Origin of the sequence: Halobacillus amylolyticus, from assembly GCF_022921115.1 — a bacterium.
Lineage (GTDB): Bacteria > Bacillota > Bacilli > Bacillales > Halobacillaceae > Halobacillus_A > Halobacillus_A amylolyticus.
Window position 1 is genome coordinate 708,461 of the sequence record NZ_CP095075.1, and the last position, 25,043, is coordinate 733,503.

A 25,043-nucleotide genomic window follows, 5' to 3' on the forward strand; every position below is an offset into this window, starting at 1 on the left:
TTGTGTCATAAAAAAACCGCCGGATAGAGGACTACCCGGCGGTTTTTTCTAATTAATGTCCACAAGCTTCATTCTTTTGTTTTGAACCCGTTTCGCCACTTAGTAAGTCTCCACCAGTTGAACGAATGACTTCGTTTGTCACTTCACGCGAAATGGTGCTTGAGATCATTTGCAAAATATCATTAATGACCATTTGCGAATCCTTAAATTCAGCTACAACAGGAATGCTGTCAAGCTCATCTTGCAAGCGATCAATTTCTTTTTCTACTTTTTCAAGGGCTTCTGTTTTACCATAGGCTTGAAAATTGACGGCTTGTTTTTGCAGGGCTTTTATTTTCTTAATATAGCTCTGGACTTTAGTGTTGTCATTTAATTTCGCTTCCAGTTGTTTAAAGCGGTCGATCTCTTCAATGTCTGCCATCATCTTTGCAAGTTTATGGGCTTCGTCTACCACTTGCTTTCGTGTGTATTGTGCCATTATTTCACCTCTATCGTTTCTTCGACCATCACACCATCTAAGGACCATGTCTTCGCTTTATTGATTTTTACTTTTACGATGGTTCCAATAGATGAACGTGGACCTGTAAAGTTTACCATTTTATTTCGTTTCGTATAACCAGCTAACACTTCACTGTTTTTCTTACTTTCGCCTTCCACAAGAACTTCAACGACTTCGCCTTCATACTTCTTCATTGCTTCAGCAGATTGATCATTGACGAGCTTGTTCAGACGCTGAAGGCGATCTTTCTTCTCTTCCATTGATACATTATCTGTCATACGAGCAGCCGGCGTACCTTCACGAGCTGAATAAATAAACGTATAGGCCGCTTCAAATCCTACTTCTTCCATAAGTGACATCGTATCCTGGAATTGTTCTTCCGTTTCATTTGGGAACCCGACAATAATATCTGTAGTCAGTGTAGCATCAGGCATGGCTGTACGAATTTTACGAACAAGCTCTAAATATTCTTCACGCGAATATTTCCGTCCCATAATTTTCAATATATCAGAGTTTCCAGACTGGACCGGTAAGTGAATATGGTCAAGCATATTCCCGCCTTTAGCCAGTACTTCAATTAGACGATCATCGAAGTCACGCGGGTGTGAAGTTGTGAAACGAATACGTGGAATATCAATTCCTGTCAACTCGTCCATAAGGTCGCCCAGTCCATAGCCAATATCGAGGTCTTTTCCATAAGCATTGACATTCTGTCCGAGCAGGGTGATCTCCTTATAGCCTTGGGCAGCCAGATGACGTACTTCTTGAATAATATCTTCAGGTAAACGGCTGCGTTCCTTTCCTCGCGTATAAGGAACGATGCAGTACGTACAGAACTTGTCACACCCATACATAATGTTGACCCATCCTTTAATTTTCCCTTTACGGGAGCGAGGAAGGTTTTCAATGATATCGCCCTCTTTAGACCATACGTCAATAACCATCTCTTTGCCAAACATCGCTTCTTTTACAAGCTGTGGCAGACGGTGAATGTTATGTGTTCCAAAGATCAAATCAATGAACGGATGTTTCTGCAAAATTCGATTAACGACAGATTCCTCTTGAGACATACATCCGCAAACACCGATGATCAAGTTCGGATTCTCAAGTTTAAGCGGCTTGAGATGACCGATTTCTCCAAATACCTTATTTTCGGCATTTTCACGGATGGCACACGTGTTAAGCAGAATGATATCCGCTTCTTTCGTGTCACTTGTTGATTCATAGCCCATTTCCTCAAAAATTCCGGCCATGACCTCGGTGTCGTGTTCGTTCATTTGACAGCCGTATGTGCGAATCATATATTTGCGTCCGTGACCTATGTTATCCAAATCTTCAGGAATCGTGAAATCATAGTGAACCTTTACATCTTCTTTCCTGCGGCGCTGCGCCTTTCTTAAGGAAGGAGGCTGATACGTCGTTTCAAAATATTTCGTAAAGTCTTCACTGCTCTTCTGTTGAATTCGCTCGAGGTTGTCCTGGTCGGATTTTACGTCCGCTGGCGTCCCTTGACGAATTTGCGACATTTCTTTGCGTTGTTGTTCGTTCATTACGATCTCCTTTCAAACAGACCATGCTAACTGTCTCATTATATCAATTTTACATGCAAATATTAAGGGCTAACCATAATTAATAGGATTTGTCACACAATCGTACGCTCGCTAGCATAAGGAAAGCCACTATGCTCTCTATCATAGTGGCTTTAGACCCTTTTTACAAAATATCTAATCTTTTTCCAACGGTTTCAAACGCATGTAACGCTTCTTGAAGCTCTTCCTCCGTGTGTTCAGCTGTTACGATTGTACGTATCCGTCCTTTTCCGCGTTGTACTGTTGGGAACACAATCCCTTGGGCGAACACACCTTCTTTAAACAGTTCATCAGAGAATTTATGTGTTAAGGCATCATCACCAATCATAACAGGGGTGATCGGTGTTTCACTAATTCCTGTATCAAAACCTAACTTTTCCAAGCCATCTTTGAAGAATTTTGTATTGTCCCATAGCTTTTCAATCAACTCCGGTTCTTCAAGCAGCACATCAATCGCCGCATCGTTAGCTGCTGTGACGGCAGGGGGATGTGAGGTACTGAATAAGAACGGGCGACCTTTATGAATTAAATACTCACGGAGTGTCTTTGTGCTTGCCACATAACCGCCTAGCACGCCAATCGCTTTACTTAATGTCCCTACTTGAATGTGGACACGGCCATCAAGACCGAAATGGTTAACGGTACCACGACCGTTATCCCCTAACACACCACTGGCATGAGCATCATCGACCATAATAAGTGCATCATATTTTTCGGCAAGCTCAACGATTTGTGGGAGTGGTGCAATGTTTCCATCCATGGAGAACACACCATCTGTTACTACTAGACGTGTTCTGAAGTCTGAGCTTTCTTTCAGGGCCTGCTCCAATGAATCCATGTCAACGTGCTTGTAAATTTTACGGGATGCTTTCGTCAGACGAATGCCATCGATAATCGATGCGTGATTCAACTCATCAGAGATCACGACATCTTGATCACTTAAGATGGATGAAAGCACACCCTGGTTTGTTGTAAAACCAGATTGGAACACAAGGGCCGCTTCGGTATGCTTAAATTCTGCCAGCTTTTCTTCAAAATCTTCATGCATTTGCAGTGTCCCTGCAATCGTACGAACGGACCCTGTACCTACACCATACTTTTCGTTGGCTTCATCGGCCGCTTTTTTCATTTTTGGATGGGAGGTTAACCCTAAATAGTTATTAGAAGAAAGCTGGATCACTTCTTTTCCTTTAATGACGACTTTAGAGCCTTGTGCCGATTCTAACGGGATCAGTTTTCTGAACGTGCCTTCATCCTTCATTTCATCCAGCTGTTCCTGTAAGTATTCAAAACCTTTCATGACGATCATCCTCCTTCATAGTTATGGGTGTAACACTACTTTACCGCATTTTCCATCATTCATTAACTGAAAGCCTTTCTCAAATTCTTCAAGGTCAAAGTGGTGTGTAAGGATCGGCTTCACATCCACTTGCCCTGAATCTAGCAAACGGGAAACTTGCTGCCATGTTTCGTACATTTTACGTCCGGTAATTCCCTCAACATGTACGCCTTTAAATACAACATCATTGGTAATATCAAGCGTTACAGGTGTAGTTGGAAGACTCAAGATTGAGACTCTTCCTCCATTTGTAATCATTTTAAACCCTTGATCCATCGCTACCGGGTGTCCGCTCATTTCACAAACGACATCGACACCATGTTGATTCGTCCGTTCTTTCGCTTCCTTTACGGGGTCTGACTCGCCAGAATTGATGGTCGCCGTCGCTCCCATTTCTTTTGCTAGTTCCAAGCGGTAGGCATTTAAATCAAACGCGAGCACTTGAGAGGCACCTGCTGCCTTCGCCACACCTACAGCCATTAAGCCAATCGGTCCGCACCCGATAATAGCTACCGTTTTACCGGCTACATCACCGCTTAACACCGTGTGAACAGCATTTCCCATTGGCTCCTGGATGGAAGCGATATCTGTCGGTAAGCCCTCCGGATTTCTCCAGAGGTTGCTTGCAGGCAAGGCTACATATTCAGCAAAACAACCCTGGGTATCGACACCGATGATTTGTGTATTTTCACAAATATGGGATTGGCCTGTTAAACATTGGGGGCAATGACCACAGACGAGGTGTGTTTCTGCACTCACATAATCACCGATAGAAAAGTTATTGACCTTTGAACCAATCTCAACGATTTCACCAGCAAATTCATGACCAAATACATAGGGTGGATTCACCCGGCTCGCTGACCATTCATCCCAATTATAAATATGAACATCTGTACCACAGATGGATGTAGCTTTTACACGAATAAGTACTTCACCCTCCTGAATGCTGGGTATAGAAACTTCACGAAGTTCTGCACCAGATCCATGATGATGCTTCACAATAGCTTTCATTGTTCCATTCACAGAGAACACTCCTATCTACTCAAACAAGGATTTATTCCTTTTATATTAACTATAATATCATGGATCGGTAAAACAGCAAACCGTACTGTGTTTTTTGAGTGGACATTTGGTTTCTTTGTGAAACGCTTACATTTATTCGATTTAAATAAGGAGCCGAGATCCGTTTTCTCACACTAAAAAAACCGCACATACTCACCATTTGAGCGTGCGGTTTTACTACATTTTTATTTGTAATTATGAAGACGATGAAATTAACGTGGCTCGACAATCAGTTTAATCGCCGTACGTTCCTCCTCATCAATCATGATATCGGTAAATGCGGGAATACAAATGAGATCAATTCCGCTTGGTGCAACAAACCCCCGAGCGATCGCAACCGCTTTCACAGATTGATTAAGTGCACCTGCCCCTATAGCTTGAATCTCGGCTGTTCCACGTTCCCTGATAACATTTGCCAGGGCTCCTGCTACTGAATTAGGTACGGATTTAGCTGATACTTTTAATACTTCCATTACTAGCTCCTCCTTCATTCACTATGGTTGTTCCATAATTACTATATTCTGTGCAGATGTAGAATATTCCCTTTTCATTATGCAGGAATTTTTCACAAAATTCAAACAATCAGCCAAAGAACGGATGATCCTCATTAATCTGAATCCGTTTTACTTTTGTTGCACGGCCAGTCGCTTCATCCACATCTACTAAAAATCCACTTAGTTGTGTTCTTCCCTTCTTTGGGACTTCAAAACGTACCGGCAAATTGGTTAGAAATCTTTTTAAAACGGCTTCACGCTCCATACCGAGAATGCCATCATAGGGTCCAGTCATACCGACGTCGGAAATGTAAGCTGTCCCGTTTGGTAAAATGCGCTCATCTGCCGTTTGGATATGTGTATGTGTTCCAACGTTTATACTGACACGTCCATCCACATACCATCCCATTGCTTGTTTTTCACTTGTAGCTTCCGCATGAAAATCCAAGAAAATGATAGGCGTTCTCTTTCTTGCTTCTGCAATCAGGTCATCAATTTTTCTAAATGGATCATCATTGGGAGCTAAAAAGGTACGTCCTTGTAAATTGATGACGGCCACTTCTGTTTTCGGTGTTTTTACATAGGTAATTCCTTTCCCTGGCGTGCCTTCTGGAAAATTGGCAGGACGTACTAAGTAGTCCGCATGATCAATAAACTCAAAGATTTCTTGTTTATCCCATGAATGATTTCCCAGTGTAACCGCTTGAGCACCTTTTTCCAAAAATCTGCGGTAAATTTTTTCCGTTATTCCTTTTCCAGCTGCTGCGTTCTCCCCATTAATAATCGTCACGGCTGGCTGATACTTTTGTTTTAATTTTGGTAGATATTCATCAACCATGTCCCGGCCCGGGGACCCTACAACATCACCTATAAAAAGTATTCGCATTGATCGATTCCTTTCTTCATACGATAGAATTCTGTGTTATAAAATGAAAATGAAGCGGCCAGTGAAGACCGCTTCATCTACTATTTCGCATATTCCACTGAACGTGTTTCACGAATGACTGTCACTTTAATATGACCTGGATAATCGAGTTCACCCTCGATCTGATTACGTATATCCCTAGCCAGGCTTGTTGCTTTTAAATCGTCAATTTCATCCGGGCGGACAATAATTCGAACTTCCCGTCCCGCTTGAATAGCAAACGATTTTTCAACACCGCCATAAGATTCACAAATCTCTTCAAGCTTCTCAAGACGTTTAATATAGTTCTCAAGTGTCTCACTTCGTGCACCTGGACGTGCGGCTGAAAGGGCATCAGCTGCAGCAACAAGGACAGCAATTACAGACGTAGGTTCTTCGTCACCATGGTGAGAAGCAATCGCATTAATTACGACATCGTTCTCTTTATATTTGGTAGCTAATTCCTTACCAATTTCCACGTGACTTCCTTCCACTTCATGGTCAATCGCTTTACCTATGTCATGCAATAGTCCTGCACGGCGAGCCAGCGTTTCATCTTCCCCTAGCTCTGCTGCAAGAAGACCAGATAGATAGGCCACCTCTGTCGAGTGCTTAAGAACATTTTGTCCGTAGCTTGTACGATATTTCAGGCGACCAAGAATTTTAACGAGATCAGGATGTAAACCGTGTACCCCAATTTCAAAGGTCGTTTCTTCCCCAACCTCGCGAATGTAATCATCCACTTCGCGACGCGATTTATCAACCATCTCTTCGATGCGTGCTGGATGAATTCTACCATCCTGAACGAGTTTCTCTAAAGCCATCCTTGCTGTTTCCCGACGAATAGGATCGAAACCTGATAGTATAACAGCTTCAGGTGTATCATCAATAATGAGATCAATACCAGTAAGTGTTTCTAACGTACGGATATTACGTCCTTCACGACCAATAATCCGCCCTTTCATTTCGTCGTTAGGCAAGTTAACTACTGATACAGTAGTCTCAGCCACATGGTCAGCGGCACAGCGTTGAAGGGCAAGTGAAAGAATGTTCTTCGCCTTCTTATCAGCTTCTTCTTTAGCACGATTTTCTGCTTCTTTAACCATAAGTGCTGATTCATGAGAAACTTCCTGCTCCACACGCTCGAGAATGACTTGTTTCGCTTGGTCTGATGTTAGACCAGAGACACGTTCAAGCTCTGCTTGCTGTTCTTGAAGCATCGCTTTCACTTTGCTTTCCATTTCTTCAATTTGTTGTTGTCTTTCGGCAAGAGTCCCCTCTTTCTTTTCGAGTGATAAGTCACGTTGATCTAAAGTTCCACTCTTACGATCAAGATTCTCTTCTTTCTGTGTTAATCGATTTTCAGTTTTCTGCAATTCCAAGCGGCGTTCACGAATCTCGTTTTCTGCTTCTTGACGAAATGTCTGATTTTCTTCTTTAGCTTCTAGAAGAGCCTCTTTCTTCGCAGAATCAGCATTGCGTCGACCTTCTTCAACAATTTGTTTTGCAAGGTCCTCCGCACTTGAGATTTTCGCCTCCGCAATAGATTTCCGAACGAGATAACCAACAACAGAACCGACGATAAGGGCAAGCAAACTGAAGATGATGGATATCATATCCATAGTTTCACCTCCTCTTGCTATAAACTTGGTCCGTTTGTCGGCATGTACAAACGATTCATTTTCAGTTTCATTACGTTTTAAATAAGATATAAATATGAAAATGATACACATTCATTTTATGCCTGAGAGTAAGGATTGTCAAGGAATCGTCAAATCTCCACCCCCATTAAACAAAAAATTGTAAACAGTCTGTCTACTTTAAAGAGAAACGGGAGGCATCCTCACTGACACGTTAGAGGAATTTCGACTAAATACGGCACGTGTTACGCTGAACAACTATACTCAAAATTTATAGCTTTTTTGTAGAAAACAAAAATAGCCCCTCTTTTCAAACAAGTGCGATAGGCACGCGTTTGTTTAATCAAGGGACTATCCATCTTTCATCTATACATCGAGAGATTCTTGACTCTCAGAAGCTTTTTCATTCTTCTCTTCGGCAGAGGAGCCATCCATATCATAATGCGCACGGACTAACCCTTTAATTTCTTGATATACCTCTTCATTTTCCTTCAAGTATTTTTTGGCATTTTCTCGTCCCTGACCCATTCTTTCATTATTATAAGAATACCAAGATCCACTCTTTTGAACCAAATCTAGATCAGTACCGATATCTAGTAATTCACCTTCTCTTGAGATCCCTTCCCCGTACATAATGTCAACTTCAGCTTTCTTGAATGGAGGGGCTACCTTGTTTTTAACAACTTTTAATCTAGTTTTGTTCCCAACCATTTCATCGCCTTGTTTTAATGTTTCAGCACGGCGTACTTCTAGTCTTACAGATGAATAGAATTTAAGTGCACGGCCACCAGGTGTCGTTTCAGGGCTCCCAAACATCACACCGACTTTTTCCCGGATTTGGTTAATAAAAATTGCTGTCGTTTTCGATTTATTAATTGCACCGGATAGTTTTCTCAAAGCTTGGGACATTAAACGTGCCTGAAGACCAACGTGGGCATCGCCCATCTCGCCTTCTATTTCAGCTTTTGGTACAAGTGCAGCTACTGAATCAATGACAACCATATCAACAGCACCGCTGCGTACTAATGCCTCGGCAATTTCCAATGCTTGTTCTCCTGTATCGGGCTGTGACAGCAAAAGCTCCTCAATATCTACACCAAGTGCTCGTGCATAAACAGGATCAAGGGCATGCTCGGCATCTATGAAAGCCGCTTGTCCACCTTGTCTTTGAGCTTCGGCAATTGCATGCAGTGCAACTGTCGTTTTACCAGAGGATTCTGGTCCATATATTTCAACAATTCTGCCGCGAGGATATCCACCTACACCTAGTGCTACATCAAGGGCAAGCGACCCGCTGGAAACTGTACTTATTCTTTGTTCAGCTTGTTCCCCAAGCTTCATAATTGATCCTTTACCAAATTGCTTCTCAATTTGTCTTAATGCCATATCTAACGCTTGCTTACGATCACTCATAATATTCCCCTTTCAAAATTACTATCCTCATCATAACTTGTTTTTTACTATTTGCCAACTAAAACGCGAATAAATGTTCCCTTTTTAAACCTGGGCATCCCTGTGACTTTTCATTTTTCCCTTAGCAAAAGAGCATGTATTTATTCCAAGGTGTGGTGAATCATTGCTTTTTTAAATGACGAAAAATAATTTCATACCCTTTTTTTACAGCACGAGTGCGAACTTTATCTCTTCCGCCTTCAAAATGATGCCTCTCAACAATAGGATCTCGCCCGACTATTTGAAGGGCAATATAAACCACCCCTGGCTCCTGGCCTTCACTATTGTCTGGACCTGCCACTCCTGTGAAACTGATCGCTGTATCTACGCTTAGACGCTTTTGCACCTGGGAGGCCATTGCTTCTGCACATTCCTTGCTAATCGTACCATGTTGTTTAATAAGATTAGCAGGTACACCGATCACATTTTCTTTTGCTTGAGCCGTATAAGCAACGAGGCTGCCTTCGCAGACAGACGATGCTCCAGGCAGTGCTATGAGCCGTTCGATAAACTTACCACCTGTCAGGCTCTCGGCAGAACCTAATGTCATCCCTTTGTCCTTAAGCAGGTCCCTGACTTTTTCTTCAATTGTCATGTCATCACTGCCATAATAATAACGGCCGACCCTTTGCAAAACGTCTGCTTTTAAAGTCGCAATCTTGGCTTTTGCATCCGCTCCTGAAGCCGTGAGCCTTAGCCCAACCTCTCCTTCTGCCGCAAGTGGGGCAATCGTCGGGTCTTGTTGATATTTGATGATATCTTCTAGTTTATGCTCAAGTGTCGATTCGCCAATGCCTATAAACCTGAGCATTTCTGAAACAATTTCTGACTCCAGCTGAAAAGCATCGATTAAATAAGGGAGGACATGCTCTTCCATTAAACTTTTCATTTCAGAAGGCACACCAGGAAGAAAAACAAATAAAGTCTGATCATGTTCAACTAGTTGCCCTGGAGCCATCCCTTCTGCATTTGCCAGTACCCTAGCATGCTCGAACACCAATGCCTGCTTACGATTATTCGCTGTCATCTGCCGGTTGTTTTTCTTATAAACAGCCTCAATTTTCGCAAGTGTGTTTTCATGAATCACTAAGTTTTGTTTCAACAAAGGTTTAACCGCGTCGCGCGTTAAATCATCTTCTGTAGGACCAAGTCCACCTGTGACGATAATCACGTCTGAACGTTCACTCGCCACCTCAAATGTTTTAATAGCACGCTCCATGTTATCTCCCACCACACCATGGAAATACACCGGCGCCCCATACTTGGCTAGTTTTTTTGAAATCCATTGAGCATTCGTATTTGCAATTTGTCCTAATAAAAGCTCTGTACCTACGGCTATAATTTCTGTTCTCATTTTGAATCCCTCATGACGTGCCAGTTTTTCACAAAATAATCATATCCAGAAACAACCGTAATGATTAAAGCCGCATAAAGTGCGATCTGTCCGAGCGGAAAGCCAACATAAGCGAGCGGCCAGTTGTGCAGTAAGAGAATAGAGATCGCAACAATTTGAATCCAAGTTTTGAGTTTTCCCATCTGACTTGCGGCAAGAACACTGCCTTCCCCTGCAGCCACAAGCCGCAATCCTGTGACGGCAAACTCACGACTGATAATCAAAATGACAATCCAGGCTGGAGCCAGACCTATCTCCACTAATAGAATCAAAGCAGCACTTACTAGCAACTTGTCTGCCAGTGGATCAAGGAATTTCCCTAAATTGGTAACAAGATTATGTTTCCGCGCAATATAGCCGTCAATCCAATCCGTTGTAGAAGCAATAATAAACAGCAACGCCCCAGCTAAATGGGAGATGGGCAAAGATTCATCCCCCATTTGGAAGGATCCCCATTGAAAAGGGACACTCATTAAAATAATAAATACAGGAATTAGAAAAATTCTTGATAATGTAATCTTATTTGGCAAATTCAACTGTACTTCCACTCCTATCGAAAAAACAGAAAGCTGTCCTTCATGGGATAAAAAGAATCCCCCATTCGTTTAAAGGACAGCATCATGTTCATCTGTTTATTTAAAGTTAATTAATAGTTTTTGTGTTACGACATCTGCAGGAAACTCGATGACTTCATCATTTATTTTCACAGTCAGACCAGGAGCTGATCCTGTACGGATATAAACCTGATCGTGCTCGGATACGTCCACATTCACAGTCTCATCATCCGCGGAATATTCTTTAGCGGTTATAAGATCCTCACCGCCTTGTGGAGCGGTGACTGCTAAATAAGTTCTTCCTGAAAATTCAATGGTAAGCTCCCTCTCCTCAGCGCCGGTGATTTCATACGTATGCTCAGGAAAGGAACCCGTCCCTGTTTCTACAAGATTCGCTTCAAGTGCTGGCTCCTCCTCAGCAGGTTCTTCTTTCTCTTCTGCCGGTTTCTCTTCCGGCTGATCATCCGTTGAATCATTGGATCCTTCTTGTTGTTGACTATTTTCAGAATCAGACACTTGAGCGTCCGTACTCGTCCTCACATCCACCTGGTCTTCACTTTCCGTTTGAGTTGTACCTTCATTAGAATTCGTTGCTTCTGTATAAAAATAATAAAATACAAATAAAGCACCAATAATTAATACGATTGATATAATTCGCGGAAAAGCTTTGGCAAAACCACCTGCTTTATTCGAAGATGATTCATTTTTTGATCTTTGCACACGACTGTACGTGACAACAGGTTCCTCTTCTGTAGAAGGGAGCTCACTTCTGTGCTCCTCCATTACCTGTTCAGGGTTGAGACCAACCGCAGAAGCATATTCTCTAATGAAAGCCCGTGTATAAAACTTTCCAGGGAGTGTCCCAAATTCGTTGTTTTCAATTGCTTGAAGATATCTTTTTTGAATCTTCGTCGTACTTTGTATTTCTTCAAGCGTTAACTTCTTTTCCTCTCTAGCTTCTTTTAGTCGAGATCCTATCTCCATGTGTAACACCATCCATTTTTAAAAATCAAACATAGAAAAGCCGTCTTTCTCCATTGCCTGCTTCTCCACCGGCTCATAAGTGATTTCCTCATCTTCATTACTTCTGAGCTCGATAATATAATCAAAGTCATCCATTTTATACTCGGTCTCTTGGACGAAAATATCCGGATGCTCGATCACTTTAGTTGCGGGAAGGCGCATAATTTCTCTTACAAGCTGCCAATGTCTCTCATTTGCTCTTTTTGCGGAAACAATCCCATCTATGATATATAAATTATCTTCATTATATTCCTCTTCTATTAACTGATTCCTTACTGTCTGTTTAAGCAATGTACTCGAGACAAATAACCAGCGTTTATTTGCAGACACACTGGCAGCCACGATCGATTCTGTTTTTCCGACACGGGGCATCCCGCGAATTCCAATCAGCTTATGCCCTTTTTTCATAAACAGTTCTGCCATAAAGTCGACTAGCAATCCAAGGTCTTCACGGTTGAAGCGGAAGGTTTTTCTATCATCAATATCACTATGTATATACCGACCGTGCCTTACCGCTAAACGATCTCTTAGTTTCGGCTTCCGTAATTTCGTTATTTTAATTGTGTCCATTGTATTTAATATCGATCGAAGCCGGGTAATTTGGTCTTCGTCTTTACAAAGCAGCAGCATCCCGCGATGCGAATTTTCCACTCCGTTTATTGTAACAATATTGATCGCCATCATTCCAAGAAGTGACGAGATATCCCCAAGCAGACCAGGACGATTATACTGGATTTCATACTCTAAATACCATTCTTTTTTCTCCATGATACATCTCCTCTGGAAAAAATGTCGCATTTTGCCAAATTAAAAATCATTCTCCCTCTATATATCATAAATCATTTTACCCTAATAAGAAAGACTGGAAACAAACATCTTGGAAATTTCACAAAACACAGGATGCTAAACGGTTGGAGACGGGTTTTGCTAAACATTAGATTAAGGATCAGCTACCAAAGCAAATTTTAAAAACCGCCCAGAAGATCTGTGGCGGTTTTTGTCTAATTACTGTTGATTTCCGTTATTTTGAACAAGTTTAACCATCATGTTCGCAATAGCGTGCTGCTCTTTATTATCAGCAACACTCCATAATTCATGAAGGACAGTTTCTTGGTCATTTTTAGCATCCACATTATTGGATAAATAGTCACCAATCTCATAAGCAATCTCATTTACAGAGTTCTTGTTCATCCCTTGTCCTTCTGCTTGATTTAGACGGTCACCAAGGAAAGATTTAAAAGAATCGAAGTTGTCAAGTACAGACATTATCGTTACCTCCTACTGTAGATTTTTTTCATTCTTAGTATGAGGTGAACACAATGTTTCTATACACAACATTTAATACCAGCCGCCGTTTACCCTCAGGGTGTGCCCCGTAATATAGCCTGACTGTTTATTTAGTAAAAATAAAATCGCCTGAGCTACTTCTTCACATGTCCCCGGACGGCCTAATGGAATTTCATTTTTCAACATATCCATATCCTCAGAAGACAAGTGATCATTCATTTTGGTTGCAATCAATCCCGGAGTCACGGCATTCACACGAATGTTGCTTGGAGCAGCTTCTTTTGCCAATCCTTTAACAAAACTGATTTGCGCCCCCTTGACGGAGCTATATACTACCTCAGTGCTTGCTCCCTCTTCTCCCCAAACAGAAGATACCACAACAATGGCCCCTGATTTGTTTGAAATCATCGAAGGCAGCAATTTGTTTGTGATCAGCCATAAGGATTTGACATGTACATAATACATCTCATCCATTTCTAAAGAGGTAAGGTCCTGCAGCAGTTTGCTTGAGTGATTTCCTTGAGCAAAAACAACTGCATCGAAGTGAGCAGGAAGCTTGTTAAGCAAGTCATCTAGCCCGCTCGCTGTAGACAAGTCTCCCTTATAGGCCCCAAGCCACTTCTCACTTGCAATCCGCTGCTTTAACTCATCTATTGCCTTGTCATTTAAATGGTAATGTACAGCTACTTCATATCCTTCCGCCGCCAATAATTCTGTTGTTTTACAACCAATTTCGCCACTTGCTCCGATAATTAAACAACGCTTAGGCATTGGGTTGGGGTTTCACCTGGAATACAGAAATACACTCTTCTTTAATCCAGTTTTCAACGTACTGATCTACGTCTTCTGTCGTTAATGACTCAATCACTGGAAGGACGTCGAATAAATCCACACCTAACGTATGATAATGGGTAAATTGATTGGCAATGAACTCTAAGGAATTCAATGCACGCATGAATTGACCGATTTTTTTACGTTTCATTCGCTTAAAGTCTTCTTCAGAGATGCTTTCTTCTCTCAGTTGATGCAGCATTTCTTTCACGCGTTTCGCTAACTCGTCAGGCTTCCTTGAATCCCCGCCGAGAATTGTGAAGCCGAATTGACGGTCTAATTCCGTTTCATATTGAAAACTTGAGTCAATTAAATCTTCTTTATAAAGTTGTTCATAGAATGCACCGCTTTTGGAGAAGTAAAAGTCAAGAATCATTCCTGATAACAATTCTGCACGCAAAAGTTCTTCGCCTGTAAGGGAGGAAACATTTTCTTTTACACCTATCATTGCTTTGGCTGTCGTGACAGGCATGGTAATCGAGTCCTCAGCCTTCGCCACAGCCACAGGCTCATCAGGATAGGAGCGTTCGATAGTCGGAATCTCCTTAAACTCTTTACTATTTTGATTGGTGCGAATTTGTTCCATCATTTTTTCCGGATCAATGTTACCGGCGACAAATAGAACCATGTTGGACGGGTGATAAAACGTTTCATAACAAGTGTAAAGGTCATCCTTCGTAATATCCTGAATCGAGTCAACCGTTCCTGCAATATCCACCTTGACCGGATGCTTATGATATAAGCTTTGAATCGTCCCGAAAAAGGAGCGCCAATCTGGTTGATCATCATACATACGAATCTCTTGACCGATAATCCCTTTTTCTTTTTCAACAGATTCTTCAGAAAAATACGGATCTTGTACGAAATCTAACAGGGTCTCCACATTTTTTTCAATTTGACTTGTTGCTGAAAACAAGTATGCCGTTTTCGTAAAAGAAGTAAAGGCGTTTGCCGAAGCACCCTGTTTAGTAAAATCCTGAAATACATCACGGTCTTCTTTTTCAAAAAGCTTATGTTCTAAAAAGTGGGCAATTCCCTCTGGAACCGTTACTTTTTCATCTTTCCCAATCGGTGTAAAAGTTTGGTCAATGGATCCGTAGTTTGTTGTGAAAATGCCGAATGTCTTGGCCATCTCAGGCTTAGCAAGCAAAAATACTTTTAGTCCATTATCCAACGTTTCCTGATACACCGTTTCATTCAGCTGCTTATACGTAAGTGTCTCCATTATGCTTCCCCTCCCTCTTGACTCGTTAAGAAGTAAATCGTATCAAGTTCAATTTTTTCTGCGACTTTGACAACATCCTCTTTTGTTACCTTTCGAATGTTCTCCATAAGTTCATGAGCTGGAATTTCAGCACGTGAAAGCATTTGGTGATATAACACTTCAATTAAACCGTTTGCATTATCCATCGTTTCTTGAAGTTGATTCACGACCTGCTCTTTCCCATCCTCTACTTGCTCTGTTGTGAAATCTCCTTGCTTCATGGCTTCCATCTGTTCTAAGATAATCGACTTGGCCTGATCATAGTCTTTCGGATCAACCCCACTGAAAACGAGTAGCAGCCCTTTGTGGCTTTCAAAGCGTGAGGCAGCATAATAAGCGAGACTGTGTTTTTCTCGTACATTCATAAATAATTTGGAGCTAGGAAAGCCCCCGAATAACCCATTAAAAATTTGCAGGGCGAAATAATCATCATCGCCAAATTTAATGTGCGTGCGGTAACCAATGTGAAGCTTTCCCTGGTTTACTTCTTCACGTTCAACAATTTCTTTTGCTTCATTTGGAGTAATTGATTTTGAATCCTGGTGATCACTGCGATTATCGCTGTCTCCACGTGAAAACGTTTGGTCTGCAAGGGAAACAATTTCCGTATCATCTACTTCACCAATTATATAAACATCCAGCTCATCATTGTTAATCATGGACTGGTAATATTCATATAAGGACGTTGCTGTAATCTTCTGTAAATCATCAAGATACCCGTGTACATGAAGAGAATAAGGCTCTCCTTCACACATATGGTCAATAAGGCGTAGGTTAGCATAGCTCATTTTATCATCTTTAATGGAGGTAATCTTTTGTTCAAGTGTTTGCTTTTCTCTATTTACAATTGACTCATCAAAACCGCCATTCACCACTTTTGGATCGAATAGAACGTCACGGAAGATGTTTAATGCTTTTTCAAGGATCGGTTCACTCTCATTCAAGTAAGATTCATTAACCACTTCCATCCTAAACGAGATGACATGGTTCTCACCTTTTTTTGCCCCGTCGCTTGAAAAGCCGGTGCCGTAGAGATCTTCTAAAGCAGATTGCAGTTTCCTTACATTAGGAAGATTATTTGTTGCTTTGTGAAGAACATGAGGTAATAGAGCTCGCTCTGTTACCCCCTCTCTTTTAAGCGGCGCTTTAAATTTAGCTACAATCGAGACGGTCTTATATTTCGAAGTTGGTAAAATATGTAGTCTATACCCTTGTTTCTTGTGCACGGTTTCTTTCGTTATTTTCATTTTTCCATCCTCCTCATCATTACTCTTATATTATGAACGTACTTCCGTTTATTCATCCATATGAGGTTAATTCTTATGCTAAGATAAATCATGGAAAAAGTAAAAAATAAAACCCGGCACAACCAATGGTACCGGGTAAATCAATTAGCGGTTTCCTTTAACATAGGATTCTCCAAGTGCTTTAGGTGCTTCTGCTCTGCCAATGAAACCTGCTAAAGCTAGGATTGTCAGAACATATGGAGCAATCAGTAAGAAAATTTGTGGTACATCACTTAGTAATGGAATACCTGAACCAACAATGCTTAAGCTTTGTGCGAAGCCAAAGAACAAAGCGGCCCCAAGCGCCCCCAAGGGATGCCATTTTCCAAAAATAACAGCTGCAAGAGACATAAAACCTTGCCCAACTATCGTAGCATGGGAAAAGTTTAAAGCGATCGTTAAAGCAAAAACTGATCCACCTAGACCACCTAAAGCACCAGAGATCATTACGGCCACATAACGCATGCCATATACGTTAATTCCGTTTGTATCTGCCGCCATCGGATGTTCACCAACAGACCGTAAGCGCAAGCCAAATGGTGTTTTAAATAATATGAACCAGGCAGCGAATGCCAATATAATAGCCAAATAGGAAGTTAAATACATTCCGGAAAAAAATAAGTCGCCAATAATCGGGATTTTACTTAACACAGGAATATCTGTCGTATAAAAAGGACGCTCAACCATATCCGTCTGTCCTTTATCATACCATTGCTTTGTTAAAAACAGCCCGATCCCTAAAGCCAGAAAGTTAATCGCTACGCCACTAACTACTTGATCTGCCCTAAAGGTAATGGATGCGACAGCGTGCACAAGGGCGAAGATGGCTGATACAACCATGGCTGCCAAGATGGAGACCCATGGTGTCCAGTTCCCGAATACATCGACAAACGCCAGGTTAAAAACAATTCCTACAAAAGCCCCCATAACCATTAACCCTTCAAGACCAATGTTTATAATACCCGAGCGTTCACTGAACACCCCGCCTAAAGCTGTAAAGATAAGAGGGGCCGCAAAGAAGACGGCTTGCGGAATAATGGATTGTAGTATCTCAAAGAAGCTCATTTATTTCCCCTCCTTCTTAAAGCGCAGGATTATCCAACGAATCATATAGCTTGAAGCTACGAAAAATATAATTAAGGCAATAACAATCTCAACAAGCTCTGTTGGAACTCCGGAGGCTGTCGGCATGTTTAAGGCACCAATTTTTAATGTACCGAATAAGAAGGCAGCTAACACTACCCCGAGTGCTGTGTTAGCACCCAGCAACGCTACAGCAATTCCATCAAACCCAATATTGGTAAACCCAGATTTTACAGAAAGATACCCAAATGTGCCGAGCCCTTCCATTGCGCCGGCAAGTCCTGCAAATGCTCCTGAAATCACCATGGCTAAAATAATGTTTTTACTTACATTCATCCCCGCATACTGTGACGCATTTTGGTTAAAACCGACCGAACGCAATTCAAATCCTGTTGTCGTTTTATTCAAAAGGAACCACATAATAAAAGCCACAAACAGGGCGATAAGCAGCCCATAATGAAGGCGGGAATAAAATGTCATTTCAGCTAGCCAAGGGGATGCGAGTGATGCTGTCTCCGCAATTCTTTCTGTTTTATCTTCCCCATCCGTTATCACATTTCGAACGATTTCATTGGTAACATATAAGGCAATGTAGTTCATCATGATGGTTACAATAACTTCATGCACGCCTAATTTTGCTTTTAAAATACCTGGGATAAACCCCCAAAAAGCACCCGCTAGTGCTGCAGCAATAATAGCAAGTGGCAGGTGGATAATGCTTGGAAGCTCAAAGGCTACCCCGACCCAAACTGATGCAAGCCATCCTACAAATACTTGCCCCTCTACACCGATGTTTAATAAACCGGTACGAAGGGCAAAAGCAACCGCAAGGCCTGAGAGGATATATGGTGTCACCTGTCTAAGCGTTTCTCCAAAGAAATACAAATCTCCAAAGGCACCATTCCAAAGTGCTGCATAACCAGCAACTGGGTTATAGCCAAAGGCAAGCATGATAATCGCTCCAGAAAGCAGGCCTAGCAGCACCGAAATAATCGGTATTAAGATATTTACTGTTCGATTTGAAAACATCTACTCAGCACCTGCTTTCTCAACCGTGTTCCCCGCCATAAGGAGACCAAGATTTTGTTCATCTGTCTCTTCAGGCTTGACGTCGGCGACGATTTGACCGTCAAACATAACAGCAATACGATCACTTAAATTCATAATTTCATCTAATTCAAAAGAAAGGAGCAATACTGCCCTGCCTTTATCACGTTCTTCAATTAATTTTTGATGGATAAATTCAATCGCCCCAACGTCCAGGCCACGCGTCGGCTGGGCAGCGATAATTAAGTCTGGGGAACGATCAACCTCACGACCGATGATCGCCTTCTGCTGGTTACCGCCCGAAAGAGCACGGGCCTTTGTGTATTCATCAGGTGTGCGCACATCGTATTCTTCTATGAGTGATTTGGCCTTTTGATAAATATTTTTGTAATTCATAACCCCTTTTTTCGAAAAAGGTTCTTGATAGTACGTTTGAAGGACCATATTCTCACCGATTGGAAAATCTAACACCAACCCAAATTTGTGGCGGTCCTGAGGGATATGGGAAATACCCGATTGTGTAACTTTTCGTGGTGATAAATTGCTGATCACTTTATCATGTAAAGAAATTTGACCTGAAGTGCTTTTACGCAGACCGGTTATGGCTTCGATTAACTCAGATTGACCATTGCCGTCTACACCAGCCACCCCTACAATTTCTCCTGCCCTGACATCAAGATTTAGACCTTTTACCATCTCTACACCACGTATATCTTTGACACGCAAATCCTTAATAGATAAATAGATTTCCTTAGGGTCTGCTTTTGTTTTTTCAGTTGAAAAATTAACTTCACGTCCTACCATAAGGGAAGCTAGTTCATCCGGATCTGTATCTTTTACATCAACTGTCCCTATTCCCTCACCTTTTCTAATAACCGTACAACGATCACAAACTTCCATTATTTCTTTAAGTTTATGAGTGATCAATATAATCGATTTACCTTCATTTACTAAGCTTTGCATAATCCCAATCAATTCTTTGATTTCTTGCGGTGTTAAAACAGCCGTTGGTTCATCAAGGATTAAAATGTCTGCACCTCGATAAAGTGTTTTTAAAATTTCCACACGCTGCTGCATACCTACAGAAATATTACGAATTTTAGCCTTAGGATCCACATTCAATCCGTAACGTTCAGACAGTTCCTTCACTTGCTTTTCGGCCTTTTTAATATCAACTGACGCGCCTTTACGCGGTTCGCTTCCAAGCACAATATTTTCCGTCACTGTGAACGTATCTACGAGCATAAAATGTTGGTGTACCATTCCGATCCCCAACTTGTTCGCGATATTAGGGTCTGTAATAGCAGCTTTTTCACCTTTCACTCGAATCTCGCCTCTTTCCGGCTGGTAGAGACCAAATAACACATTCATTAATGTAGATTTCCCAGCACCATTTTCCCCTAGCAACGCATGAATTTCGCCTTTTTCCACTTGAAGTGTGACATTATTATTTGCTACAACACCGGGAAATTCTTTCCGAATATTGAGCATCTCTATAACGTAATCCATTTTTTCTCCCCCACTCTCTATTAACCCATTCGTCTTGAAAAAATCATCAAATGAAGAGGGCCGGAATATGCTCTTCATTTGATGATTTCATATATTCGGCTTTTGGGGCTTATGTTTCACGAACCCCAAAAGCCAAACTTTCTTGCCGAAAGAAATATCTAGTTTTACAATCTAATTATCTATCTTGCCTCTGATTTTAGTTCATTGGTAAAAGGGCTGACCTTAATACATAGACGGATTAGATCTAAGCTTTCCTTTACATTTACTTATAATGAATCTACATATGTTTTTAGTTCGTCGCGAGTGCTTGGTACCTCTACCTCACCGTTAACAATCTTAGCTTTCCACTCTTCGATAGCAGAAAGAATGTCCTCTGTCAGTGCTTCTTCATTCGTACGTGCGATACTGATGGCATCATCAGCTAAACCGTACTCAATGACTTCTCCACCAGGGAATTCGCCATTCATAGCTTGTGTAGCTACGTCTTGAACGGCAATATCAACGCGCTTAACCATAGAAGTAAGTGTTACGTTGTTTTCCCCGATTTGGCCTTCTTCATACTGGTCACGGTCTACACCAATCACCCATACGTTCTCTTCTGGATTGTTTTTCTTAATGTCTTTTGCTTGGGCAAATACACCGTTTCCTGTAGCACCTGAAGCGTGGTAAATAACATCAATACCTTTAGAATACATATTTGAAGCAATCAGTTTCCCTTTATCCGCAGCTGCAAAGCTTTCCGCATACTGTACATCCACTTCGATATCAGGGTTTACGGATTTAGCACCTGCAACATAGCCAGCTTCAAACTTATTAATTAGATCTCCATCTACCCCGCCAACAAAACCAATTTGGTCAGATTCCGTTTTGTGTGCTGCCGCTACACCAGCCAAAAACGAACCTTGGTGCTCTTTGAAAGTGATACTAACAATATTATCTCCTTCAGCTACAGCATCAACAATTGAAAAGTTTGTGTCCGGATATTGTCCGGCAACCTCTTCAATGGCAGGCTGGAGAAGATAGCCAATTCCGAAAATAAGGTTGTAACCTTGACGCACAAGACGGTTTAAGTTTGTTGTATAGTCAGCATCACTTTCTGACTGTGCATAGTCAAACCCTTCACCCTCGGTAAGACCATTTTCTTCACCAAAAGCTTGTAGGCCTTCCCATGCAGACTGGTTAAATGATTTATCATCAACACCGCCTATATCTGTAACCATGGCCACAGAGAAGTCCGAGCCTCCACCTTCACCGGACTCTCCACCTTCGCTGCCACCATTATCTCCGCCTGATCCCTCTTCATTAGAAGATCCTCCACAAGCTGCAAGAACTAAACCTAAAGACAGTAATAGTGCAAAAACTAATATAAAGCGACGATTTTTCAACATGAATACCCCCTAATTTGTTAAGTATTAAAAAAATTCAAACAATCAAAATTTTTTACCCCCACCGAGCAGCAGCCTGCCTCACCCCCTCAACTACTATAAATGTTACATACTATTGAAAGCCCTTACACCCTTTTTCGTAAAACGTGGAAGCTAAACTTATCTGCCCTAAAGTAGTTGGAAGATAGTAAGATAGGTTCGTCTTCTTTCGTATAGTGCATCTGTTTCAATAATAGTAAGGCCTGATCAGGTTCACTGTTTAATATCGGCGAAATTTTTTCATGATAGCCGATCGGTTCAATATGAGTAACAGCATAGCTGATCGTCTTCCCGGTGTACCTTTCTAAGATGCCAAATAGGGAGTCTGCTTCTCTAACATGTTCAAGTGGAATAAGTCCTTCGGGGATTCTGTCTGTACAATAAACAACAGGCTGTTCATCAGCTGTTCGGACTCGTTCCACTCTCGCTAATTTATGTAAGTCAACTGGCGAGAAGCGTTGGCGGTCGTCCTCTGTCGGCTCCACAAGTTCAGCTGAAAGGTACTGGGATCCTGGGGTCATGCCGGATTTTCTAATCATGCCGGTCACACTGTCCAGTTCTTCGATTCCAGAAGTGAAAACAGGTTTAGGGTTTACAAAAGTACCCACACCATGTCTCCTCGTTACAACGCCTTCTTCCTCCAGAATTCTTAAGGCTTCTCGTAAAGTTGCTCTGGAGACACCTAATGTTTTGGAAAGCTCAAACTCTGATGGGAGTTTTTCTTTTTCCAGAAAGATACCATTTTCAATATCGCGCTTAATCTGCTCGATCACCTGTAAATACAGATGACGAGTATCTTGCCTGATCGACATAACCTTCACTCCAAGTCTAATTGCCTATAGGTAAGAGATCTGACATCTGACGTTCGACACATCATATTCGTGAATAATATAACACTATTATCAAAATAAATAAATAGAATTAGGACATTTTTATCGAATAATGTACATGTTTGTTTAATCCGAATTTTTAGACTCTTTATTATTATAAATATTCCTTTACTTGAACAGATTTGCTAGCCAAATAGGTAAATACTTCTATAAGAAAGCTGCCGTACATAAGTACGACAGCTTAGCTTGGTTGTTCTTCTTTTAATTCAGAAACAAGCACATTTCTAGGTTTACTTCCTTCATACGGACCTACAATTCCATTGTCTTCCATGGCATCTATTAAACGTGCCGCCCGAGTATAACCTACTCTGAATCGGCGTTGAATCATGGAAACACTTGCACTTTGCATTTCAATGACCATTTGTACGGCGTCTGGATACAGATCATCATCTACTTCCTGTTTTACTTCACTTTCTTCTTCAGGAATCATCTCTTCCTGGTATTGGGCTTTCTGTTGTTCCACACAGAAATCGACGACTCGTTCGACTTCTTCATCTGACAAAAAGGCCCCCTGAACCCGTGTTGGTTTTCCAGAACCTACAGGAGTAAACAGCATATCGCCTCGGCCAAGCAGTTTCTCAGCCCCACCCGAATCCAAAATCGTTCTCGAGTCCGTTTGCGAGGAAACACTAAATGCAATACGCGAAGGAATATTTGCCTTAATAACCCCTGTGATAACATCAACAGATGGACGCTGCGTGGCAATGATCAAATGGATTCCTGCTGCACGCGCCATTTGCGCTAATCGGGTAATGGCATCTTCGACATCATTTGAAGCAACCATCATTAAGTCAGCCAACTCATCAACGAGCACAATGATGTAAGGTAAAAATGGCTGATCGTCCTCATTCTCTTTATTATGCTTACGAATATATTCATTGTAACCTTCTATATTTCTTGTCCCTGAATCGGAGAACAAGTCATATCTTCTTTCCATTTCCGAAACGACTTTCATTAATGCTCTTGAGGCTTTCTTAGGATCAGTTACTACAGGTGCTAATAAGTGCGGAATCCCGTTGTACACATTCAGCTCAACCTTCTTAGGATCGATCATCATCATCTTCACCTCATGAGGCTTTGCTCTCATTAGTACACTCGTAATAATTCCGTTAATACAGACACTTTTTCCGCTTCCTGTTGCACCAGCTACAAGCAGGTGGGGCATCTTATTCAGCTCCGCCATCACGGCTTCACCAGAAATATCTCGTCCTAAAGCAAAGCTGAGTTTCGTATCTGGCTTCGCTCTGCCTGTTTCTAGTACTTCACGTAAAGATACCATGGAGACTTCTGTATTCGGCACTTCAATTCCAACAGCTGATTTGCCTGGAATGGGTGCTTCAATACGAATATCCTTCGCAGCAAGCGCTAAGGCGAGATCGTCATTAAGGTTCACGATTTTGCTAACCTTTACGCCTACATCTGGATAAACTTCATATTTCGTAACGGCCGGGCCAACATGAACCTTGGTAACTTTTGCCTTAACACCGAAGCTTTGGAACGTTTTTTCAAGCTTTCTGACTGTCGCCTGAATATGAGAACGTCCTTGGCTCTGGGTACTTGATGTCGGTTCATCGAGGAGGTCCATTCCAGGAAGCTTATAATCTGGATTTTCAAGTTCAGCTGTTGAAACTGACTTTTCTAGGGCCTGTTCCTCTTGCGCATCACTTGCCTTAGGTTCACTCTCCTGTGGCTTTTGGTAGGCTTGTTCGGTGAAATCCTGAATGATCGGCTCAGGATATTCTTCTTCTATATCAGTTGGATTGTTTTCAATCACATCGATCGTACCGACAGCTTCGTCCTTAGGTTGTTTCTCTACTGTTTTTTTTGCTTCCTTATTTGTTCTATATTGTTCTCTAGCATGGATATAGATTTCTTTTGACTTAGCACCTATTTTTGCAAGCAAGTCACCAATTGAACGTTCAGTGACAAACATGGTGCCGACAAGAAACAAAAATATAGAAACGATAATAGAACCTATCGATGAAAATAAATAATACGTGATAAGCAAGAGAAAAGCCCCAACTAAACCGCCGCCAATACTCGTAATAGATGCCTCACCTGCCATCATTCCAATTAAGCGATTCCACGTGAGTCCAAATACCGATCCAGTACCATTTTGCAAATCATCTGCCAACGTTTCAACGTGCGTAAACAGCAGCAGAGATGTAAAAATAAAAAATAACCCAATCATCCGTTTATGTAGAAAATATGGCCATTTCCGTTTAACCATTAAATAAATCCCTGTAATTAGGAAAAATAAAGAAGCAACAAAATACCATACCCCAAATATAAATTGCCAAAAGTGTTCTAGCCCCCCGGGATAGCACCATCACTAATAACAGAAGCCCCGCTCCCAAATACGGCAATAAACAAAAACAATAACCCGATCAGTTCAAGTTTGACTTGCTCCTTCCATGCTGACCGTTTTTTCCTTGATTTACTTTTCGCTTTTTTCTTTTTAGCCATTGATCTA

Annotated in this window: 21 protein-coding genes and 1 pseudogene; all 22 read right to left on the bottom strand. The window is 41.6% G+C overall.

Annotated features, from left to right (window positions below; all coding sequences use genetic code 11):
* Window positions 1-52: 52 nt before the first annotated feature.
* The 22 genes and pseudogenes from MUO15_RS03765 to MUO15_RS03870 all read right to left on the bottom strand — a co-directional run bounded on the left by MUO15_RS03765 (window position 53) and on the right by MUO15_RS03870 (window position 25,036).
* Window positions 53-478, bottom strand: a complete 426-nt coding sequence (locus tag MUO15_RS03765; RefSeq protein WP_245033554.1) for a YlbF/YmcA family competence regulator — start codon at window positions 476-478, stop codon at window positions 53-55.
* Window positions 478-2,049 carry a tRNA (N6-isopentenyl adenosine(37)-C2)-methylthiotransferase MiaB gene (gene miaB, locus MUO15_RS03770; RefSeq protein WP_245033556.1) on the bottom strand — a complete coding sequence of 524 codons (1,572 nt, stop codon included), beginning with the start codon at window positions 2,047-2,049 and terminating at the stop codon, window positions 478-480. The genes MUO15_RS03765 and miaB overlap by 1 nt, the downstream gene beginning before the upstream one ends.
* Before the next feature lie 163 nt (window positions 2,050-2,212).
* A complete protein-coding gene (locus MUO15_RS03775) occupies window positions 2,213-3,388 on the bottom strand; it encodes a glycine C-acetyltransferase (protein WP_245033558.1) in 1,176 nt (391 codons plus the stop codon).
* Between the two features lie 21 nt (window positions 3,389-3,409).
* Window positions 3,410-4,450, bottom strand: a complete 1,041-nt coding sequence (gene tdh / locus MUO15_RS03780; RefSeq protein WP_245033560.1) for an L-threonine 3-dehydrogenase — start codon at window positions 4,448-4,450, stop codon at window positions 3,410-3,412.
* A gap of 251 nt (window positions 4,451-4,701) precedes the next feature.
* Window positions 4,702-4,962 carry a stage V sporulation protein S gene (locus tag MUO15_RS03785; protein WP_245033563.1) on the bottom strand — a complete coding sequence of 87 codons (261 nt, stop codon included), beginning with the start codon at window positions 4,960-4,962 and terminating at the stop codon, window positions 4,702-4,704.
* Between the two features lie 109 nt (window positions 4,963-5,071).
* Complete coding sequence (locus tag MUO15_RS03790) at window positions 5,072-5,869, bottom strand: TIGR00282 family metallophosphoesterase (protein ID WP_245033565.1); 798 nt, start codon at window positions 5,867-5,869, stop codon at window positions 5,072-5,074.
* 80 nt (window positions 5,870-5,949) lie between these two features.
* Complete coding sequence (gene rny / locus MUO15_RS03795) at window positions 5,950-7,509, bottom strand: ribonuclease Y (RefSeq protein ID WP_245033567.1); 1,560 nt, start codon at window positions 7,507-7,509, stop codon at window positions 5,950-5,952.
* A 384-nt stretch (window positions 7,510-7,893) separates the two neighbouring features.
* Window positions 7,894-8,940: a recombinase RecA gene (gene recA, locus MUO15_RS03800; RefSeq protein ID WP_245033569.1), complete on the bottom strand. Its 1,047-nt coding sequence runs from the start codon at window positions 8,938-8,940 to the stop codon at window positions 7,894-7,896.
* Window positions 8,941-9,100: 160 nt separating this feature from the next.
* The gene (locus MUO15_RS03805; protein ID WP_245033572.1) at window positions 9,101-10,333 is read right to left on the bottom strand and encodes a competence/damage-inducible protein A; all 1,233 of its coding nucleotides are present in this window, start codon (window positions 10,331-10,333) and stop codon (window positions 9,101-9,103) included.
* On the bottom strand, window positions 10,330-10,908 hold the full coding sequence (gene pgsA, locus MUO15_RS03810; protein ID WP_245033574.1) for a CDP-diacylglycerol--glycerol-3-phosphate 3-phosphatidyltransferase: 579 nt from the start codon (window positions 10,906-10,908) through the stop codon (window positions 10,330-10,332). The genes MUO15_RS03805 and pgsA overlap by 4 nt, the downstream gene beginning before the upstream one ends.
* 96 nt (window positions 10,909-11,004) lie before the next feature.
* A complete protein-coding gene (locus MUO15_RS03815) occupies window positions 11,005-11,910 on the bottom strand; it encodes a helix-turn-helix domain-containing protein (protein ID WP_245033576.1) in 906 nt (301 codons plus the stop codon).
* Window positions 11,911-11,928: 18 nt separating this feature from the next.
* A complete protein-coding gene (locus tag MUO15_RS03820) occupies window positions 11,929-12,717 on the bottom strand; it encodes a DUF3388 domain-containing protein (protein ID WP_245033578.1) in 789 nt (262 codons plus the stop codon).
* A gap of 237 nt (window positions 12,718-12,954) precedes the next feature.
* Window positions 12,955-13,215, bottom strand: coding sequence for a DUF3243 domain-containing protein (locus MUO15_RS03825; RefSeq protein ID WP_245033580.1), 261 nt, complete (start codon window positions 13,213-13,215; stop codon window positions 12,955-12,957).
* Window positions 13,216-13,287: 72 nt separating this feature from the next.
* The gene (gene ymfI / locus MUO15_RS03830) at window positions 13,288-14,007 is read right to left on the bottom strand and encodes an elongation factor P 5-aminopentanone reductase (protein ID WP_245033582.1); all 720 of its coding nucleotides are present in this window, start codon (window positions 14,005-14,007) and stop codon (window positions 13,288-13,290) included.
* The gene (yfmH, locus tag MUO15_RS03835; protein ID WP_245033583.1) at window positions 14,000-15,292 is read right to left on the bottom strand and encodes an EF-P 5-aminopentanol modification-associated protein YfmH; all 1,293 of its coding nucleotides are present in this window, start codon (window positions 15,290-15,292) and stop codon (window positions 14,000-14,002) included. Before yfmH ends, ymfI begins: the two co-directional genes overlap by 8 nt.
* Window positions 15,292-16,578, bottom strand: coding sequence for an EF-P 5-aminopentanol modification-associated protein YfmF (yfmF, locus tag MUO15_RS03840; RefSeq protein WP_245033585.1), 1,287 nt, complete (start codon window positions 16,576-16,578; stop codon window positions 15,292-15,294). The genes yfmH and yfmF overlap by 1 nt, the downstream gene beginning before the upstream one ends.
* Before the next feature lie 144 nt (window positions 16,579-16,722).
* Window positions 16,723-17,682, bottom strand: coding sequence for an ABC transporter permease (locus MUO15_RS03845; RefSeq protein WP_245033587.1), 960 nt, complete (start codon window positions 17,680-17,682; stop codon window positions 16,723-16,725).
* Window positions 17,683-18,729 carry an ABC transporter permease gene (locus MUO15_RS03850; RefSeq protein WP_245033589.1) on the bottom strand — a complete coding sequence of 349 codons (1,047 nt, stop codon included), beginning with the start codon at window positions 18,727-18,729 and terminating at the stop codon, window positions 17,683-17,685. It lies immediately after the preceding gene.
* On the bottom strand, window positions 18,730-20,256 hold the full coding sequence (locus MUO15_RS03855) for an ABC transporter ATP-binding protein (protein ID WP_245033591.1): 1,527 nt from the start codon (window positions 20,254-20,256) through the stop codon (window positions 18,730-18,732).
* A gap of 266 nt (window positions 20,257-20,522) precedes the next feature.
* Entirely contained in the window at window positions 20,523-21,644 is a 1,122-nt protein-coding gene (locus MUO15_RS03860; protein ID WP_245033594.1) for a BMP family lipoprotein, read from the bottom strand.
* 122 nt (window positions 21,645-21,766) lie between these two features.
* A complete protein-coding gene (locus MUO15_RS03865) occupies window positions 21,767-22,492 on the bottom strand; it encodes a GntR family transcriptional regulator (RefSeq protein ID WP_245033597.1) in 726 nt (241 codons plus the stop codon).
* A gap of 259 nt (window positions 22,493-22,751) precedes the next feature.
* Window positions 22,752-25,036, bottom strand: a pseudogene (locus tag MUO15_RS03870) (DNA translocase FtsK).
* Window positions 25,037-25,043: the final 7 nt, after the last annotated feature.

Excerpts from the sequence above, each read along its gene's own strand:
- yfmH (WP_245033583.1), bottom strand. The coding sequence starts at position 15,292 with ATGGAGACACTTACGTATAAGCAGCTGAATGAAACGGTGTATCAGGAA.
- yfmF (WP_245033585.1), bottom strand. The coding sequence starts at position 16,578 with ATGAAAATAACGAAAGAAACCGTGCACAAGAAACAAGGGTATAGACTA.
- MUO15_RS03815 (WP_245033576.1), bottom strand. The coding sequence starts at position 11,910 with ATGGAGATAGGATCTCGACTAAAAGAAGCTAGAGAGGAAAAGAAGTTA.
- MUO15_RS03850 (WP_245033589.1), bottom strand. The coding sequence starts at position 18,729 with ATGTTTTCAAATCGAACAGTAAATATCTTAATACCGATTATTTCGGTG.
- MUO15_RS03855 (WP_245033591.1), bottom strand. The coding sequence starts at position 20,256 with ATGGATTACGTTATAGAGATGCTCAATATTCGGAAAGAATTTCCCGGT.
- ymfI (WP_245033582.1), bottom strand. The coding sequence starts at position 14,007 with ATGCCTAAGCGTTGTTTAATTATCGGAGCAAGTGGCGAAATTGGTTGT.
- MUO15_RS03820 (WP_245033578.1), bottom strand. The coding sequence starts at position 12,717 with ATGGAGAAAAAAGAATGGTATTTAGAGTATGAAATCCAGTATAATCGT.
- MUO15_RS03865 (WP_245033597.1), bottom strand. The coding sequence starts at position 22,492 with ATGTCGATCAGGCAAGATACTCGTCATCTGTATTTACAGGTGATCGAG.
- MUO15_RS03805 (WP_245033572.1), bottom strand. The coding sequence starts at position 10,333 with ATGAGAACAGAAATTATAGCCGTAGGTACAGAGCTTTTATTAGGACAA.
- MUO15_RS03790 (WP_245033565.1), bottom strand. The coding sequence starts at position 5,869 with ATGCGAATACTTTTTATAGGTGATGTTGTAGGGTCCCCGGGCCGGGAC.
- MUO15_RS03825 (WP_245033580.1), bottom strand. The coding sequence starts at position 13,215 with ATGTCTGTACTTGACAACTTCGATTCTTTTAAATCTTTCCTTGGTGAC.
- MUO15_RS03765 (WP_245033554.1), bottom strand. The coding sequence starts at position 478 with ATGGCACAATACACACGAAAGCAAGTGGTAGACGAAGCCCATAAACTT.
- recA (WP_245033569.1), bottom strand. The coding sequence starts at position 8,940 with ATGAGTGATCGTAAGCAAGCGTTAGATATGGCATTAAGACAAATTGAG.
- MUO15_RS03775 (WP_245033558.1), bottom strand. The coding sequence starts at position 3,388 with ATGAAAGGTTTTGAATACTTACAGGAACAGCTGGATGAAATGAAGGAT.
- MUO15_RS03860 (WP_245033594.1), bottom strand. The coding sequence starts at position 21,644 with ATGTTGAAAAATCGTCGCTTTATATTAGTTTTTGCACTATTACTGTCT.
- MUO15_RS03785 (WP_245033563.1), bottom strand. The coding sequence starts at position 4,962 with ATGGAAGTATTAAAAGTATCAGCTAAATCCGTACCTAATTCAGTAGCA.
- MUO15_RS03845 (WP_245033587.1), bottom strand. The coding sequence starts at position 17,682 with ATGAGCTTCTTTGAGATACTACAATCCATTATTCCGCAAGCCGTCTTC.
- miaB (WP_245033556.1), bottom strand. The coding sequence starts at position 2,049 with ATGAACGAACAACAACGCAAAGAAATGTCGCAAATTCGTCAAGGGACG.
- rny (WP_245033567.1), bottom strand. The coding sequence starts at position 7,509 with ATGGATATGATATCCATCATCTTCAGTTTGCTTGCCCTTATCGTCGGT.